At 60.1% G+C, this 16,322-nt stretch carries 16 protein-coding genes; 10 read left to right on the forward strand and 6 right to left on the reverse strand.

Going from position 1 to position 16,322, the window contains the following annotated elements:
* The 4 genes from JJE47_03915 to ppc all read right to left on the reverse strand — a co-directional run.
* Nucleotides 1-860, reverse strand: an 860-nt coding sequence (locus JJE47_03915; protein MBK5266557.1) for a phosphopentomutase, incomplete at its 3' end; no start/stop codon positions are given.
* Between the two features lie 188 nt (nt 861-1,048).
* A complete protein-coding gene (locus tag JJE47_03920; GenBank protein ID MBK5266558.1) occupies nt 1,049-1,315 on the reverse strand; it encodes an MGMT family protein in 267 nt (88 codons plus the stop codon).
* A gap of 8 nt (nt 1,316-1,323) precedes the next feature.
* Entirely contained in the window at nt 1,324-1,944 is a 621-nt protein-coding gene (gene upp / locus JJE47_03925) for a uracil phosphoribosyltransferase (GenBank protein MBK5266559.1), read from the reverse strand.
* A gap of 50 nt (nt 1,945-1,994) precedes the next feature.
* Nucleotides 1,995-4,754, reverse strand: a complete 2,760-nt coding sequence (ppc, locus tag JJE47_03930; GenBank protein MBK5266560.1) for a phosphoenolpyruvate carboxylase — start codon at nt 4,752-4,754, stop codon at nt 1,995-1,997.
* Nucleotides 4,755-4,814: 60 nt separating this feature from the next.
* Here ppc and ffh point away from each other — a divergent pair, with 60 nt between their 5' ends.
* From ffh to rimM, 4 genes are read left to right on the forward strand one after another with little or no spacing between them, the layout of a single operon-like run.
* Nucleotides 4,815-6,170 (forward strand): signal recognition particle protein, encoded by a 1,356-nt coding sequence (gene ffh, locus JJE47_03935; GenBank protein ID MBK5266561.1) that lies wholly within the window; start codon nt 4,815-4,817, stop codon nt 6,168-6,170.
* 4 nt (nt 6,171-6,174) lie between these two features.
* Nucleotides 6,175-6,543, forward strand: coding sequence for a 30S ribosomal protein S16 (gene rpsP, locus JJE47_03940; GenBank protein ID MBK5266562.1), 369 nt, complete (start codon nt 6,175-6,177; stop codon nt 6,541-6,543).
* Nucleotides 6,544-6,561: 18 nt separating this feature from the next.
* The gene (locus tag JJE47_03945) at nt 6,562-6,798 is read left to right on the forward strand and encodes a KH domain-containing protein (GenBank protein MBK5266563.1); all 237 of its coding nucleotides are present in this window, start codon (nt 6,562-6,564) and stop codon (nt 6,796-6,798) included.
* 24 nt (nt 6,799-6,822) lie between these two features.
* Nucleotides 6,823-7,326 carry a 16S rRNA processing protein RimM gene (gene rimM / locus JJE47_03950; GenBank protein ID MBK5266564.1) on the forward strand — a complete coding sequence of 168 codons (504 nt, stop codon included), beginning with the start codon at nt 6,823-6,825 and terminating at the stop codon, nt 7,324-7,326.
* A 5-nt stretch (nt 7,327-7,331) separates the two neighbouring features.
* Here rimM and JJE47_03955 read toward each other — a convergent pair whose 3' ends face one another.
* Nucleotides 7,332-7,592, reverse strand: coding sequence for a hypothetical protein (locus tag JJE47_03955; GenBank protein ID MBK5266565.1), 261 nt, complete (start codon nt 7,590-7,592; stop codon nt 7,332-7,334).
* A 58-nt stretch (nt 7,593-7,650) separates the two neighbouring features.
* Between JJE47_03955 and cofG the strand changes: the two genes are divergently transcribed.
* The 5 genes from cofG to JJE47_03980 all read left to right on the forward strand — a co-directional run bounded on the left by cofG (nt 7,651) and on the right by JJE47_03980 (nt 12,998).
* On the forward strand, nt 7,651-8,796 hold the full coding sequence (gene cofG / locus JJE47_03960) for a 7,8-didemethyl-8-hydroxy-5-deazariboflavin synthase CofG (GenBank protein MBK5266566.1): 1,146 nt from the start codon (nt 7,651-7,653) through the stop codon (nt 8,794-8,796).
* A gap of 486 nt (nt 8,797-9,282) precedes the next feature.
* Nucleotides 9,283-10,662 (forward strand): 5-amino-6-(D-ribitylamino)uracil--L-tyrosine 4-hydroxyphenyl transferase CofH, encoded by a 1,380-nt coding sequence (cofH, locus tag JJE47_03965; GenBank protein ID MBK5266567.1) that lies wholly within the window; start codon nt 9,283-9,285, stop codon nt 10,660-10,662.
* A gap of 46 nt (nt 10,663-10,708) precedes the next feature.
* Nucleotides 10,709-11,254 carry a pyridoxamine 5'-phosphate oxidase family protein gene (locus tag JJE47_03970; GenBank protein ID MBK5266568.1) on the forward strand — a complete coding sequence of 182 codons (546 nt, stop codon included), beginning with the start codon at nt 10,709-10,711 and terminating at the stop codon, nt 11,252-11,254.
* Nucleotides 11,254-12,360, forward strand: a complete 1,107-nt coding sequence (locus tag JJE47_03975; protein MBK5266569.1) for a hypothetical protein — start codon at nt 11,254-11,256, stop codon at nt 12,358-12,360. Before JJE47_03970 ends, JJE47_03975 begins: the two co-directional genes overlap by 1 nt.
* Nucleotides 12,357-12,998 carry a response regulator transcription factor gene (locus tag JJE47_03980; protein ID MBK5266570.1) on the forward strand — a complete coding sequence of 214 codons (642 nt, stop codon included), beginning with the start codon at nt 12,357-12,359 and terminating at the stop codon, nt 12,996-12,998. Before JJE47_03975 ends, JJE47_03980 begins: the two co-directional genes overlap by 4 nt.
* Nucleotides 12,999-13,004: 6 nt before the next feature.
* Here JJE47_03980 and JJE47_03985 read toward each other — a convergent pair whose 3' ends face one another.
* On the reverse strand, nt 13,005-15,524 hold the full coding sequence (locus tag JJE47_03985) for a hypothetical protein (protein ID MBK5266571.1): 2,520 nt from the start codon (nt 15,522-15,524) through the stop codon (nt 13,005-13,007).
* Nucleotides 15,525-15,601: 77 nt separating this feature from the next.
* Between JJE47_03985 and trmD the strand changes: the two genes are divergently transcribed.
* A complete protein-coding gene (gene trmD, locus JJE47_03990; protein MBK5266572.1) occupies nt 15,602-16,264 on the forward strand; it encodes a tRNA (guanosine(37)-N1)-methyltransferase TrmD in 663 nt (220 codons plus the stop codon).
* Nucleotides 16,265-16,322: the final 58 nt, after the last annotated feature.

Below are 16,322 nucleotides of genomic sequence, written 5' to 3' on the forward strand. Positions count from 1 at the left end.
AAAATGATTCCTGACTCAACCGTCTTGAGCGCTTCTATCGTCCGGTTGAGTCCGTCGGTATCGCCCTCGGTTTTGACTACATCGGTCAGGCCTCGTCCTGCGAACAGGTCGCTTATCTTGCCAATCCCATGAACCGTCAAGCCGGCGGCTTTGGCGTGGTCGAGCAGGGTGTCTGAGTGGGGCGGCATGGCGTAATCGTGACGTTTGTAGGTGCGTTGAAAGGCCCCCGGCCGACCGATGAAGGGTCGAGCGATGACCCGGCCGATCAGGTATTCATCGCAGTGCCTCCGGGCGATCTCGCAGACCCGGTAGAGCTCGTCGATCGGGGCAATCTCCTCGTGGGCGGCAATCTGGAACACGGAATCGGCCGAGGTGTAGAGGATGAGTTCGCCCGATTCAAGATGTCTCGGACCCAACTCCTCGATGATGACTGTTCCGGAGGCGGCGTAGTTACCGATGAACGTGTGACCTGATTCCTCTTCGATGGCGTGGATCAGGGCATCGGGAAATCCGGTATCCGTGAAGGTTTGAAACGGTGTTTTCGTGATGATGCCAGCCAATTCCCAGTGACCGGTGGTTGAGTCCTTTGCCGCTGATGCTTCGGCGAGCCTGCCGTATGCCATCGTCGGGCTGGTGACCGGAGGCATGCCGGCCAGGCTGCTGTGCAGGTTGCCGAGTCCAGCCGCACTGAAGTTCGGGAGGTCAAACCCTCCGACTGCCATGGCCGTGTGTCCGAGTGTGTCCGACCCGGCGTCCCCGTATTCGGCAGCATCCGGGGCTTCTCCGGCTCCACAGGAATCCATGACAATGATGATCGCTCGCTTCACGATGTTGTCCTCCTGATCGACGAGCCTACTCAAGGACAGCTCCGGCGATGCCGTGATGGGAGGCCCGGCGTGGCGGGTGGCGGTCTGCGTTGTGGGTGGACAGGTCGATCCAACGGTCCTCCAGGCTGTCAAGGCCTTCGATGGCCGTGTGTGAAAGGTGTGGGCCCAGCGACGGATCAGACCTGCACAGACCGGGCACCGCTGGCGGAACGTGCACCTGCCTATCTGGAAACCTTGCCGTTCTTCACGGCGATTCCTTCGGCGCGCAGCCGTTGGGCATGCTCACGTTCGTGGCCGGGAACCAGTCGACCGGCCGCATTGACGACTCGCCACCAGGGAAGTCCGTCGGACCCTCTGAGGATGTTGCCGACGGCTCGAGCGGCCCCGGGGAAACCCGCCTCGGCGGCGACTTCGCCGTAGGTGACGACATCGCCGGGCTTCAGGGCGGTGAGAACCTCACGGACGGCTTCCTCGAAGTCGGGTTGCATGGCCAGGTCTACACCGTACCGAAGAGTCGATCTCCCATGTCGCCGAGCCCGGGACGGATGTAGTAGTGATCGTTGAGGTCGCGGTCGATGGAGGCAATCACGAGGTCTACGTCGGGATGCTCCTTTTGGACGCGGTCAACGCCAACCGGGGCAGCAATCACGCATATGGCCGTGATATCGACCCCGCCACGGTTTTTGATCATCTGGATCGCGTAGGACAACGATCCGCCGGTCGCCAGCATCGGCTCGAGGACCAGCACTTTCTTTCCGGCCATATCGGGCAGTTTGATGTAGTACTCCTCGGGCTTGATCGTGATCTCATCGCGGGCCACGCCGACATACCCAACTGAAACATCGGGTAGCAGTGCCAACACGGCATCGATCATGCCGAGCCCCGACCGCAACACGGGGACCGCCACGATGCCCTGCGCAATTTTGGTCCCGGTAGTTCTTTCCAGCGGCGTTTCGACTTCGATGGTCTCTTCCACAAGCCCTTTGGCGGCTTCGTGAACGAGGGACAGGCTGACCCGTCTGGCTGCGGAGCGGAAGGTCTCAGCGTTCGACTGGTTGGAGCGGAGGATGGACAAATAGTGATTGGTAATCGGGTTATCCACAACGGTCAGGCTCATACGGCGCGATAGTAATGGCCCGATGGGTGTCGGTGCACCCTCGGGACGGTTCAGCCGGTGTTGCGAAGGCCGGCCGCGATCCCATTGACGGTGAGTAGCAGTGCTCTGCGTAGTTGAGGGTCCCCGCCCTCATCGGAACGGGAGCGGGCCAGCAACGTCACCTGGAGGTAGTTGATCGGATCGAGATATCGATCCCGCACCGACAATGTCCTGGCGAGCGTCGGTGCTTCCGCCAGCAGTTCGTGGCGGGTGGCGGTCGCCACCTCCGCAAGGGTCAGCTCGTACTCGGCCCGGATGACTTCAAGGATGTCTTTGGCCTCGTCTTCGACCAACAAGTCGACATATCGGTCGGCAATGGCAAGGTCGGTCTTGGCGAGGGTCATCTCTACATTTGAGAGGAACGTTGAAAAGTATGACCAGGTCTTGTACATCTCGGTCATCGCTTCCCCGTAGCCGGCCTGGCGGGCAGCCGCCAGGCCGCTCCCAACTCCGAACCATCCGGGGATGATTTGACGGGTTTGAGTCCAGCCGAACACCCAGGGGATGGCCCGTAGACCGTCGAGGCCGGTCGAGTCGCGCCGACGGGAGGGGCGTGAGCCAATGTTGAGATCGCCTAGCTCGTCAACGGGAGTAGACCGCAGGAAATAATCGACGAGGCGATCGGAGTCGACCAGGCTCCGGTACGTAGCGAACGCAGCATCCGACACAGTCTCCATGACTTCGTCCCAGTGGCCAAGTACCGCTTCGCTTTGGCGTGGAGTCTTGTGAAGGGTGGAGGCTTCGAGTACTGCAGCAAGCGTCAACTCAAGGTTGCGGCGGGCCAATTCCGGCAGACCGTACTTGTCGGAGATGACTTCGCCCTGCTCGGTGAGTTTGATAGGCCCGTCGATGGTGCCAAACGGCTGGGCCATAATCGCGGCGTGGGTGGGGCCGCCTCCGCGACCGACGGTGCCGCCTCGACCGTGGAACAGGCGCAAGCGAACGCCGTGTTTCATCGCCGTGTTTCTCAAATCACGTTGAGCCTTGTATATCTCCCATTGCGATGTGGTGATGCCACCGTGTTTGTTGGAGTCCGAGTAGCCCAGCATGACTTCCTGAACGTCATGATGAGCAGCAACGATCGACCGGTACGACGGCTCCGACAGCATGTCGTCGAGAATCGCACCGGCCACTCGCAACTCGTCGATCGTCTCGAGTAAAGGCACAAAGCCGATCCGGGCCACGTTCGTATGTACGTCAATCAGGCCGGTCTCCCTGGCAAGTACGGCGGCCGCGAATACGTCGCCGGCGTCGCGGGTCATCGAGATGATGTAGGAGTCGATAACATCGATCCCAAATCGATCCTGGGCATCTCGGATCGTATGAAACGTCCCCATGGTCGAGTCAGTCGAGGGGGTCAAAAGGGTCGTGGGTGACGATAGGGGACGCCGGGCGGTCAGTTCATTGGCGAGGAACCGGGTGCGTTCGCCGGGACTTACGGCTCGATAGTCGATGTCGAGGCGCTGATAGAGCACGGCAAGCAACTCGTGGTGACGCTCCGAATGTTCCCGAACGTCCATGGTCGCCATACGGAATCCGAAGGCCGCCACGGTGCGGATGAGGCGCAGTAGGGGTCCGTTTGCGATGAATGTTCCCCGGTGGTCGAGCAGGGAATTGCGCATGACGGTCAGCTCGTCGAGAAGCTGGATCACGCCCGGGTAGGCAGTCCCCGGCCGGTGGTGGGTTCCCTCGGCGAATCTGTCTCGGGTGTTGCGAAGGCGCTCGTGTATGTACGAGCATTTCAGTCGGTACGGCTCGGCCGCGTTCATCGATCCGAATCGGTCGAACACCTGGGGGAGTGCGATCCGGTCTGCGGCAAGGGAATCCTCCAGCTCTGACGAGATACCCTGGACCGCCAGCGATGATGACAGCTCTGCCGACAGCGCCTCGACGGCTTTGATGATGTTGCGCAAGCCGTGCTCATGCTGAATCTCAAGGACCCGCATCGTCACCGCCGGAGTCACAAACGGATTGCCATCTCGATCACCGCCGACCCAGGTTCCAAAGCGGATCGGGGTCGAATACGGATCGACCACGGTCCCGAGTCGCTGCATCTGCAGGTCATATTCCTCCAGTAGCCCGGGTATCACGTCTGTGAAAAGCTGATCGAAGTAGAAGATGATCGATCGAGCTTCGTCGATGGGTTCGGGTCTATCGAGGCGGAGTTCGTCTGTCTGCCAGATGAGCTCGATGAGTTCCGCGGTCCTTCGATCGATCCGCCGTTGGTCGGCGTCGGTGGCTCGTGGATCGAGTCGGGCTTCGAGCAGTCCGGCGATGTCGTTGAGTTTCGTCAAGATCGAGCGCCTGGCCGCTTCCGTCGGATGCGCGGTGAATACCGGCCCGAGCTCGATCCGAGACAGAATCCGATCGAGTTCGTCCTGTGGCATGTTTGCGGCCAGGATTCGGTCCACCGAGGCTTCAAGCCACTCGCGATCTTCTCCGACCGGGGCAGCTAGTTCATCAACCCGATGGGTTTGCTCGGCGACGTTGGCGAGATGGAAGTAGGTCGTGAACGCCCTGACCAGCCGGATGGTGGTGTCGAGATCCTGGCTTTCGAGGAGCCCTTCGAGGCGGCGACCGGTTTCAGCGCTTGGATGGTCTCGCTGCTGGCGAGTGAGCCTGCGGACTTCCTCGACCAGGGACAGTAATTCCGGCCCATGTTGTCGGATCAACGTTTCCCCGAGTTGGGCGCCCAATCGCCGAATATCGGCTCGCAACAGGAGGTCGTCGGTTTCCTCGATCACCCGCTGATCGTAGCTGGTGCGCTCGATGGCCGGTTCCTGACCCGGTTTTCACGCAGTGATCGGCCGCCGATACACTGTCGGCTTCATATGTTCGACTCACTGTCTGATCGTTTCACCGGTATTTTTTCGAGCCTGCGTGGCAAAGGTCGGCTATCGGAAGCCGATGTCGACAAGGCGCTCCGTGAGGTCCGACTGGCGCTTCTCGAAGCCGATGTCAACGTTTCGGTTGCCAAGAATCTGCTCGCCAGGATCAAGGAGCGTGCCCTCGGTGCCGCGGTGCATGCGAGTCTGACTCCCGGTCAGCAGGTCATCAAGATCGTTCACGAGGAGCTGATAACGACCCTCGGCACCACAGAAGTCGGCTTGAAGTTCACGGGTAAGGAACCGTTTACGATCCTTATGGTTGGATTGCAAGGTTCCGGCAAGACGACGACGAGTGGCAAGCTGGCGAAGTACCTGCGGGCCCAGGGGAAAAACCCATTACTGGTCGCTGCTGACCTTGCCCGCCCGGCCGCCATCGACCAACTGGAAACGCTCGGGGCGAGCATCGGCATCCGCGTATATTCGGAGCGAAAGTCCAAGCCGGGCAAGGTCGTGAAGGCGGCGATGAAGGAAGCGGTCAGGGCCGGACACGACGTGGTTATTGTCGACACCGCCGGACGGTTGGCTATCGACAAAGCGCTGATGGACGAACTGGCGGATATCCGCAAGATCTCCGACCCCGACGAGGTACTCCTCGTGGTGGACGCCATGACCGGCCAGGATGCGGTCAACGTTGCGCAGGGCTTTCTTGAATACACCGACCTCACCGGCTTCATCCTTTCGAAACTTGACGGCGATTCCCGGGGTGGAGCTGCCATCTCGGTGCGGGAGGTCACCGGCCGACCCATCAAATTTGCGGCGGTCGGAGAGTCACTCAATGATTTCGAGGTGTTCTATCCAGAGCGCATGGCATCGCGCATTCTCGGGATGGGCGATGTACTCACCCTCATTGAAAAGGCCGAGGAAACGTGGGACCTCGAAGAGGCTGAGCAGATGGCCGAAAAGCTCCGAAAGGCCGAATTTGACCTTGAGGACTTCCTCGCCCAGTTCCAACAGATCCGGCGGATGGGGCCACTTCAGGGATTGCTTGCTATGCTTCCAGGCGCCAACGAGGCCCTACGAGATGTCGAAATATCCGACAAGGACTTGGGCCGGGTTGAAGCGATCATCAGATCGATGACACCTGAAGAACGGCACAGCCCTCGGTTGATCGACGGAAGTCGTAAACGGAGGATTGCGCGGGGCTCTGGAACGAGTCCTCAGCAGGTCAACGCCTTGCTGAAACAGTTCGGCGAGACACAAAAGATGATGAAGATGTTGGCCGCAGGCAAAAGCGTCCCCGGGCTACCCGGAATGCCAGGCATGCGGCCGCAACGAAAGAACAAGAGCAGGAAGAGGTGAGCAGATGGCGGTCAAGATCCGCCTGATGCGGTTGGGCAAAAAGAAGCAGCCCGTATATCGAGTCGTCGTAGCTGATGGCCGCCAACCGCGCGATGGAAGCTATATCGATGCTATCGGACGATACGATCCCCGTCAGGAGCCTTCGTTAATCGAAATCGATAACGACAAGGCTGTTACCTGGCTCAATGATGGCGCCCAGCCGACGGAGGCCGCCCGCAAGTTGTTGGAGATCTCCGGGGCATGGACGCAGTTCAAGATTTCCCGTGGCGAGATCCACACTGTGGCATCAAAGCCGGCCCCAAAGAAGGAAGCACCCGTCGAACCAGTTGCTGAAGTGGCTGAGGTCGAAGGCGATTCCGGCGAGGAAGAATAAATCATGCCAAAAGGTGACATCGTCGAGAGCGTCGTCTCATACATCGTCAAGGCCATCGTTGATGACCCCGATGCTGTAGAAGTGACAGTCATTGAAGAAGGACCCGATGAGGTAACCGCCGAAGTGCGGGCTGCCAAATCAGATATGGGTCGCGTGATCGGGAGGAGAGGTCGGGTTGCCAAAGCGATCAGGACGATCGCCCAGGCGGCCGCCGACGAAGAAGGCCTGACTGCAGGCGTCGAGTTTCTCGACTAGTCGCCGGACGCGGTCTTCAAGACCTTGAACGATCAAATTATCATCGGCCACGTCGCCAGAGCCCACGGGCTCAAAGGGGACGTGGCCGTTGTCTTCTATTCGGATCATCCTGAACAGTTCAGACCCGGATTTCAGTTCGGTGGCACCACCGGACCCTTCACCATTGAACGGGTTCGAACCGGCGCCGGGGTCTTCCTTATCAAGTTTGCCGAAGTTTCCGACCGGAATACCGCTGAGCTGATGCAAGGCGTCCAATTGACCATGACCGAGTCTCATCTGCGTGAATTGGACGAGGGGGAGTATTGGCCATCCCAGCTGACGGGATTGGAAGTTCGTGACCCCTCGGGCGCTCGGAGGGGTGAGATCATCGAAGTTGTCACAGGTGGAGCGCAAGACCGGTTGGCGATCCAGGTTGCCGATGGCCGGGTCGAGGTTCCGTTTGTCGACGCGTTGGTGCCAACCGTCGACATCGAAGGAGGCTTCGTGATTGTCGAGGCCATTGCGGGCCTACTCGACATCGGTGAGTGAGTCGCCTAGTGGGGATGCTTGTTGAGAACGGTCAGCAAGCCGGCAACTCCGCCGTAAAACCCACCACCAACAATCGCTACCCAGATTGATGTAACGAGGGCTTGGCCGAGACTCAGATGAGCGCCGAAGAACATCATCGCGAAGAAGACCATGAACGTGGTCGGGGTTCCGATGAGGAACCCGACTTTCAACGCCTTGCTCATTTGAGCTGAATTGGTGGCGTCCTGGGCGTCTTTGTCGAGCTGGTCGGTCGATGTATCAGTCACGCCCTGGATTATATGCAGGTCGTGATGGCGTTTAGTTCATCTTGGCAGGCCGACTAGCGTGAGGACCGTGCATCCCGGTCCTGACCCAGAACTTGCCATTGCCTATCTCGACGGTACGGTTGGTGCCGATCCCCTGTTTGTCGAGGCACGACGATTGCGTGATGAGGGGAAGGGGCGGATCGTCACATACTCGCCAAAAGTCTTTATTCCTTTGACCACGATGTGTCGGGACCAGTGCACGTACTGCACATTCGTCAAACCTCCCGGAAATGGGGGGGAATATCTCACACCAGACGATGTGCTTGCAATCGCCCTGGCCGGTGACCGCCATGGATGTACCGAAGCCTTGTTCACATTGGGCGATGCGCCAGAAGACAAATACCCGGCCGCCAGAGAGTTCCTGGCGTCGGTCGATTGCACGACGACCATGGACTATGTCGTGGCGATGACTGAACGAGTTCATGCGGAAACCGGGCTCTTTCCCCATGCCAATCCCGGGGTGATGGCTGAGAATGCGGTGGCCCGGTTACGGCGATCGAATCCCTCCATTGGACTGATGCTCGAGAACATTTCGCCCCGACTTACCGAACCCGGAATGCCCCACTTCAACTGCCCCGATAAAGTGCCAGCTGTCAGAGTTGCCACAATCGAAGCGGCCGGACGCCAGAAGGTTCCATTCACGTCCGGGATTCTGGTTGGAATCGGCGAGACCAACGCTGAGATCGTAGATTCGTTGTTTGCCCTTGCCGACTTGCAGAGCCGCTGGGGGCATATCCAGGAGGTCATCATCCAGAACTTCCGGGCGAAGGCTGATACTCGCATGCGGTTCGGTGCCGAGCCGATCCCGAGTTGGTTTGCCAGGGTGGTAGCACTTGCTCGCTGGATCATGGGTCCGACCATGAACGTTCAGGTTCCGCCGAACCTGACCGAACGGTATGAGACGTACCTTGAGGCAGGAATCAACGATTGGGGTGGGGTTTCGCCCTTGACGATCGACTGGGTTAACCCCGAAGCGCCCTGGCCTCATCTGGCTGATCTCACCGCACGGACCACGGCGGCCGGCTTTGAGCTTCGGTCCCGGCTACCGGTCTACCCCGAATACATATCCGACGGTTGGCTTGACGCCGCGGTCCTGACGAAGGTCCGGGAGGCCACCACCGACGATGGGTACGGACATACTCCACAATTGGCCGAGAAAGGTTAGATTCCTCGGATGTTCACAACGTTCTTGCGGGTCCGCCCGACCTCCAGCATCCATGAACTAACCGCCGCGACGAGGGCTCGCGAGGGCACGACCACCCTGGAAGTCGACGGCCTCAACGCGGCTGATCGAACGGCCTGCCTGGCCGGTGGCCTGTTGCCGGTCGAAACAGCCGGGCCCGATGGAAAGCCGGCCGCCTGGGTGGTGGGTCCAGAAGATGCTCTGCGACTCGCCAAGCTGGCCGTGCCAGGGTGGCGGATTTCAGTGAGGGCTGACGGGGAGCGAGCCGTCATACTCGACGCGCTGGCCCGAAGCCAGGCATGTTTCCTACGGGTTGGTCGATCCGAGGTTGTCGAATATGTCGATCTGGTCGGCCTTCCCGGTTTGGAAGCGGTCGTTTCGGTGTTTGTCGACACCGTCGAAGATGCCAGGACCGCCTGGGAGGCAGGAGCGCGGGATCTTCTTCTTCGCGATTGGTCCAATAGCCAGATCGGTGAGCTCCGCTCGGTGGTCGGTGACCTGCGGGAACGGACGGCGTTCCCGGCCGGCGTGACGGTCGATGAGGGGAGAGTGGCTCTCGACGATGATGTCTTTACGGCGTGGCTGAACCTGATAGATGCTGCCGGGTGGGCTCGTCCCAGGTACAGCTGGGCCCCCGGCAAGGATGAGGCGCCACCCGTCCCGTCCGGGCGGGTATCGGCTCAGTGGCCAGATGGTGTGTGGGTCGGTGGCCAGGCGCCAGCTGCGCTCGATGGGGCCGGTTCCCTCCGACCGATCCTGCAACGTTCTCTCGAGGGAGTCGCACCGACCGTCGATGAGCTCGAGCAGCTCTTTCAGGCCAGAGGCGATCAGGTTGATGCGGTGGCGTTCGTCGCAGATTGTTTGCGAGAAAGAACGAATGGACCGCAAGTCACATACGTCGTGAACCGCAATATCAACTACACGAACATGTGCTATTTCAAGTGCGGGTTCTGCGCATTCTCCAAGGGACCCAAGAGCCTTAACCTGCGCGGCGATCCGTATTTGATGGGAGTCGATGAGATCGTCGGCTGGACCAAGGAGGCCTGGGACCGGGGGGCGACGGAGGTCACCCTGCAAGGCGGGATCCACCCGGAGTTCACGGGTGACTTCTATGCGGGCGTCGTTCGGGCCATCAAAGCCGAATTACCGGAAATGCATATCCATGGGTTCACGCCGCTAGAGGTCTGGCAAGGTGCCGAGACGCTTGGTGTCTCCGTGAAAGTGTTCCTCTCCCAACTCAAAGAGGCCGGTCTCGGAACGTTGCCAGGAACTGCGGCCGAAATACTCGACGATTCGGTCAGGGAACACCTGTGTCCGGACAAGATTCGAACCTCCCAGTGGTCAGAAGTCATGATTACGGCCCATGAGATGGGCTTGCGGGCTACGGCGACGGTGATGTTCGGCCATATTGACGCCCCGCGATCATGGGCGAATCACTACGAGGTAATACGCCAGATTCAGCGGCGAACCGGCGGCTTCACGGAGTTCGTTCCCCTGTCTTTCGTTCATATGGGCGCCCCGATTTGGTTGCGGGGCCGTTCCCGGCCCGGACCGACCTGGGACGAAGTGGTTTTGATCCACGCCGTAGCCCGGATCGCGTTCGATGGGCTAATCGACAACATCCAGGCGTCGTGGGTGAAACTCGGTGTCGATGGCGCCCAGCGTCTGCTGTCCGCCGGCTGCAATGACTTAGGTGGGACGCTCATGGGTGAGATCATCACCCGTTCGGCCGGGGCGGCGCACGGAACGGAGATAACGCCGGAGGAACTCCGTACCGCCATCGTGGATGTTGGCCGGATCCCGGCATTGCGCAGCACGCTCTATGAGGTTCTCCAGACCACCTTCTGAGCCGGGGATTCACGCTAGATCGCCCCTCGGGGAGTAACGTCCTGGGATGGGCAGCTCCTTTGACTCTGTTTCTCATGAAACCGCCGCCTGGATCGGGCAACAGCGGATGTTTTTTGTCGCGACCGCCCCACTCGGCGAGTCCGGCCATGTCAACGTTTCACCGAAAGGCCTTGATACGTTCCTTCTGGTCGGACCCAACCAGGCGGCCTATCTCGATCTGACCGGGTCCGGGGCCGAGACGATCGCTCACCTGCGTGAAAATGGCCGGATCACCTTCATGTTTTGTGCATTCGAAGGAAACCCTGAGATCGTCAGGTTGTATGGCCGGGGCCGGGTTGTTTTTCCCCAAGACGACGAATTTGTGAGTCTGGTCAGCAGGTTTGCGCCCCGGCCCGGCATCCGATCCGTGATCGTGGCTGATATCGACAGAGTCGGGTCGTCCTGCGGATTTGGTGTGCCTTTGATGGAGTTCTCTGGTGATCGGGACCGGCTCGATCGCTGGGCGATGGCCAAGGGCGAGGCCCACCTGCCGGGTTATTGGGCATCGAAGAACGCCAGAAGTATTGATGGTTTGCGGGCGGTGGGTGATTGATGGCGTCACTCGAAACCACTCTGCGGCGGATCATCGTGGGTTATCGGGCGATTGCGATGCTCTGGTTGCTTTCGTTGGCTCTGGTTGCCCTGACTTCCGCCCAGCAGGCAGAACGCCCGGCGGTCATCGTTGCTGCAGTCGCATTGGCCGCGGCCTGGACGGCTCTGACCCTTTGGGTCTCGTTTTGGCGGCCGGCAATGTTTCGAAGTTGGGCATTCCTAGGTCTCGACACTCTCGTAAGCGCCCTGATCCTGGTCTCTCCCAACCTGGCTGGATCCCCGAACTTCGTCGGGGGATACCCGCTCTCGTCGGTTCTCATCGGCGTTCTCGGAAAGGGATTGCCGGGGGCGGCGGCACCGGTGCTCGTTCTCGTGAGCCTGGTACTCATCCAGATCGGGATTGGAGATCGGATCGGCGACCCGACGGTGCTCAGTTCGAACGTGTTGATTTACCCGTTCATGGCCGCCCCGGTGACCTGGGCCGTTGGAGCGCTGAGACGTTCGGACCGAATGCGAATGTCTGCCGAAAGGAATCTGGAGGAGGAGCGAGCTGATCGGATCCGGGCAGAAGAACGGTCGGATTTGGCCGCTCATCTTCACGACTCCGTTTTGCAGACCCTGGCGCTCATTCAACGCAGTAGTACGGACCCCGATGAAGTTGTGGCGTTGGCGAGGGGTCAGGAGCGTGACCTGCGCGCCTGGTTGTATGGGTCACAACTCGACGGCGAATCTTTCGAATCGACTTTGATTGCCTCGGCGGCCGAAGTCGAAGACGCCTACAAGGTGCGTGTGGAGTTGGTTACGGTCGGTGATGCCTACCTCAATGATGGTTTACGGAGCCTCGTCGCCGCGGCCAGAGAGGCGATGGTCAATGCAGCCAAGCATTCTGGAGCATCGGAGGTCTCGGTTTTCGCCGAGGTCGCCAACGAACGGGTGATGGTCTTTGTGCGCGATCGGGGATCCGGCTTTGACCAGAACAACGTTCCGCCTGATCGAAAGGGCGTGTCGGAATCCATCAAGGGTCGGATGAGCCGTCACGGCGGTTCTTCGGTAATTCAGTCGGATCCAGGCCTCGGAACGGAAGTCCGGCTTACCATGCAGCTATGACGGAACCGATTCGGGTATTCATCGTTGATGATCATGATCTATTCAGAGCGGGAGTCCGCAATGAATTGGGGTCGGCGATTGAGGTCGTCGGCGAGGCCAGCGAGGTTGACGCTGCTATCGAGCTTATCGCTGAGCGTTCCCCCGATGTGGTGCTCCTCGATGTCCACATGCCTGGCGGGGGAGGCAAGGCGGTTCTGGAGGGGGTCAACGAAGCAAACCCGGGCGTGGCTTTCCTGGCTTTGTCGGCCTCGGACGCCGCCGAAGATGTTGTGGCAATCATCCGGGCAGGCGCTCGCGGTTATGTGACGAAAACGATTGCCCCCCATGAGCTCGTGGCGGCCATCGAACGGGTTCATGGTGGTGATGCGGTGTTCTCGCCGCGATTGGCCGGGTTTGTACTTGACGCGTTCTCGCACATTGCGATTGCCGACATCGATCCGGAGTTGGATCTTCTTACCGATCGTGAGCGCGATGTGCTGCGTCACATTGCCAGGGGGTATACCTACAAAGAGACCGGGGAACAGTTGTTTATTTCCGTCAAAACGGTCGAGTCACACATGTCGTCGGTTTTACGCAAGCTTCAACTGTCAAACCGGCATGAGCTGACCAAATGGGCCACCGATCGCAAGCTTATTTAGCGCTGTTCAGCGGGCGGTGATTGGTTTCAGGGTGACCGCAGTGCCTGAGACCGTCACAAGTATCTGATCCCCAACCGGTTGAATGGCATGCGCCACCGCGACGATGGCGTGAGCGCCCCGGAGAACCCCGTCCTCGGTGAGTGCATCAATGGCCGCTCTCCGGCCGATTGCCACCGTCTCGACGTCGTGCGAGGCAACCATCGAGTCCGCCACGGCCAGGCCGAGGAACTCATCGATGTCGTATCCGGAAACGGTTGGCAGGTTGGTTACGATCATGCGCCACGTTTCGACTCCCTCGTCGTCTTGCACCCAACCCTCGTAGGCCTCGTCACTTCGGGTACCCCAGTCTTCCGGGATTGGTTTCTTCTCACTGACTCCGGTGGTAGTCGTCCCTACGATCGCAGGTGGGTTTGTGGAGATTGGTGAGTTGGATTCTGCGCCGGTTTGCGGGCTGAAATCCATCGGGACGTCCGATGGAAACATTGCCTCAACCGCGGCCGCCGGGTCATCTCCGGTCGATTTAAGGTCGTCGGCGTCGACTTTGGTCAGATCTGAATCGTGGCCAGACGAGAATGGGTCGGGATCGAAGCTGGGGGTGGTGGCCTGCATGGGTGGCAGGGGTGGGATGGGGCTTGCGTCGTCGTTGATCTCGACGGATCCCGGGTCTGCCTGGGTTTCGCCATCCGGCTGGGGCGCGTCGACCCCGTCAGCACCGTTGTCTTCGTTTGTCAGGACGGCCACATATTCGGAATCTTTTGCCTCGCCGGCTCGAGTTTCGCCGTTGTCGGCGTCGGCCGCCGGTTCCGTTGCCTCGCCCGAGGTATCCGTGTCCGTGTCCTCAGCTGAGACCTCATCTGAGACCTCAGATGAGACCTCAGCTGGGGACTCAACAGGCGAGTCATCTGCGGACTCGGCGGGCGCCGCGACCGACGGGCCGATTTCCGCATGGGGTTCGTCGTCAACAAGAAAATCCGGGAGGTCGTCAACGGTCGGACTATCGCCAGGCGTGAACCTGACTGGCTGCTCGGTTTCGATTGCGGCGGCCGCGGCCGCAACAGCCGCGATGGCAGCTTCGCCTGATCCGAAAATCGCAGCAAATGGATCGTCCGGCCCCTCGGGTGCACCACCAAGCACAGCTCCGAAGATCGACTCAGGGCTCTCAGGCGTCTCACTCGTCTCGCCGTCTCCAAGGCTCTCAAGCTCGTGATATACCGAGGGGGGCGACGTATGGGTGCTGAAATCGGGCTCGGCGAAATCCGAAGAGATGTCAAGGGTGGCGTCACCTGGCGCGGACTCCGGTTCATCTTCGGCCTCGTCATCGACCGGAACGTCGAGGTTGAGGTGGGTTTCGACGTCGGGGTCGGTTGTCATCTCTGGACCGTTGGCAGGCATACCAGCCATCTCGATTTCGACCGCTACGTCATCGACCGGAGCGTCGATGGAAGTCATGAACTCCGGAAAGAAGTCGTGCGCGTCACCGGTTGGCACGTCGGACGGATCCAAGGTAATCGAATCGGCGGTCTGATCGCCCAAAGCTTGCAGTGTCTCGGCGAGTTCGGCTTCAATACTTTCGACATCCTCGAACGCCATATCGATAGGACCCTGGTCGTCAAGCGAGTCGGCGTCGCCGGTTAGTTCGATGGAGCCAAAGTCTACGGATCCTTCGTCGAACTGAATGGCGGCGATATCGGGTACGTCCACAGCCGAGAGATCGCCGAATGATGAGGAGATGTCTTCGAGTGGTGCGGGCAAGTCTTCAAAAATGGCGTCGCTCGCGCCTAGTCCCGGGATGTCGATCGAAGTGTCGGCCGCCAGGTCGCCAAAGGCGCCCTCCAGACCTTCTCCGGCAATCTCCGGGGGGGCTGGAAGGGGTTCTTCCGATGATGCAGCGTCCGAAGAAGGTTCGGTTTCAGACGCGTCTGGCGCATCGACGGGCGATGAGTCGTCCCCCGTGGCCATGGCACGTGGGGGAACGGTTGGGGAACTCCCGAACAGCCCGGATGCGGCCAATAGCGGGTTGAGGCGACGTCGGGATGGAACCGGCGAGTCGTCCGTCTCGGATGCGCCTGCCGAACCTACCTGGTCTGGATCGATTTCGAGCGCTGAGAGGTCACCCGACTCGCCTTCGACGAGGTCACTGGACTCTGCGGTGTCAGATGCCTGAGTTTCGGCGCTGTCTGAGAACCCTTCGAAGTCGGCAAATCCGCCAAGATCACCGAGATCCAGATCTTGATCGCCCTTGGACTCGTCGGGAATGATCGGATCTTCTGAGGGTGCTTCTGGTGCGAACTCCAGGTCTGCGTCGACCGCAGCGTTGGATGGATGAGCCTCCGATAGCGACTCCTCCAGCGGACCAGGGATGGTCGACGCGCTCTGTGCTTCGATGGTTGATAGATCGGCAAGATCGTCAGGCAGGTCATCTTGATGTGCTTGGGGTGCAGGTGGCGCGGCGGCCTCGGTTGCGCTGTCCGTGTCGGGGTCGCCCAAACCCCATGGGTGACCGCTTGTGAAGTCGTTGTCAGACACCTGGATTCTCCTCATGGCGACGTATTAGGGAGGATACTCCACCCCCGGTCCTTCGACCTACTACCTTTCTATCGGTCATGAGAGTCACGGTCCTAACCATCTTTCCAGAGTTTTTTGACTCTCCGCTCGGAGTGAGCATCGTCAAACGTGCCCGTGACCTCGGGGTTCTTGAGATCGACATTCGCGATCTCCGCACGTACGGACTCGGCACTCACCGACAGGTCGACGATGCTCCGTTCGGAGGGGGAGCGGGCATGGTGATGATGGTCGAACCCTTCCACAATGCCCTCGGACCCCTGGCTGAATCCCATCGGGTTCTCATGTCGCCGTCTGGCGACCGATTGACCCAGTCGACATTGGACCGATGGGCCACCCTGGATCATCTCACGCTCGTATGCGGGCGATACGAAGGAATAGACGAACGGGTGACCGATCACCATATCGACGAAGTTGTCTCATTGGCAGACGTGGTGCTGGCCGGCGGAGAAGTCGCTGCGCTGGCCATCATTGAGGGTGTGGCGCGGCTCCTCGAGGGTGTTCTGGGCAATCCCGAATCGACCGGGCATGAATCGTTCCGCGACGGACTCCTGGAGGAACCGCAATACACGCGTCCGTCGGAGTTCAACGGATGGACCGTCCCGGAAGTTCTCTTGAGTGGCGATCACGCCAGGATTGCCGCCTGGCGGCATGAGCAGCGTATCATTCGTACCCGAAACCGCCGACCCGACCTGCTGGATTGACACCCGACCAGGAGTGGTAACATATTGGGCGCGTCAGCGCCTCTTTTCCCGCCGCGGT

It is taken from the genome of Acidimicrobiia bacterium (genome assembly GCA_016650365.1).
In the GTDB taxonomy this organism is placed as follows: Bacteria; Actinomycetota; Acidimicrobiia; order Spongiisociales; family JAENVV01; genus JAENVV01.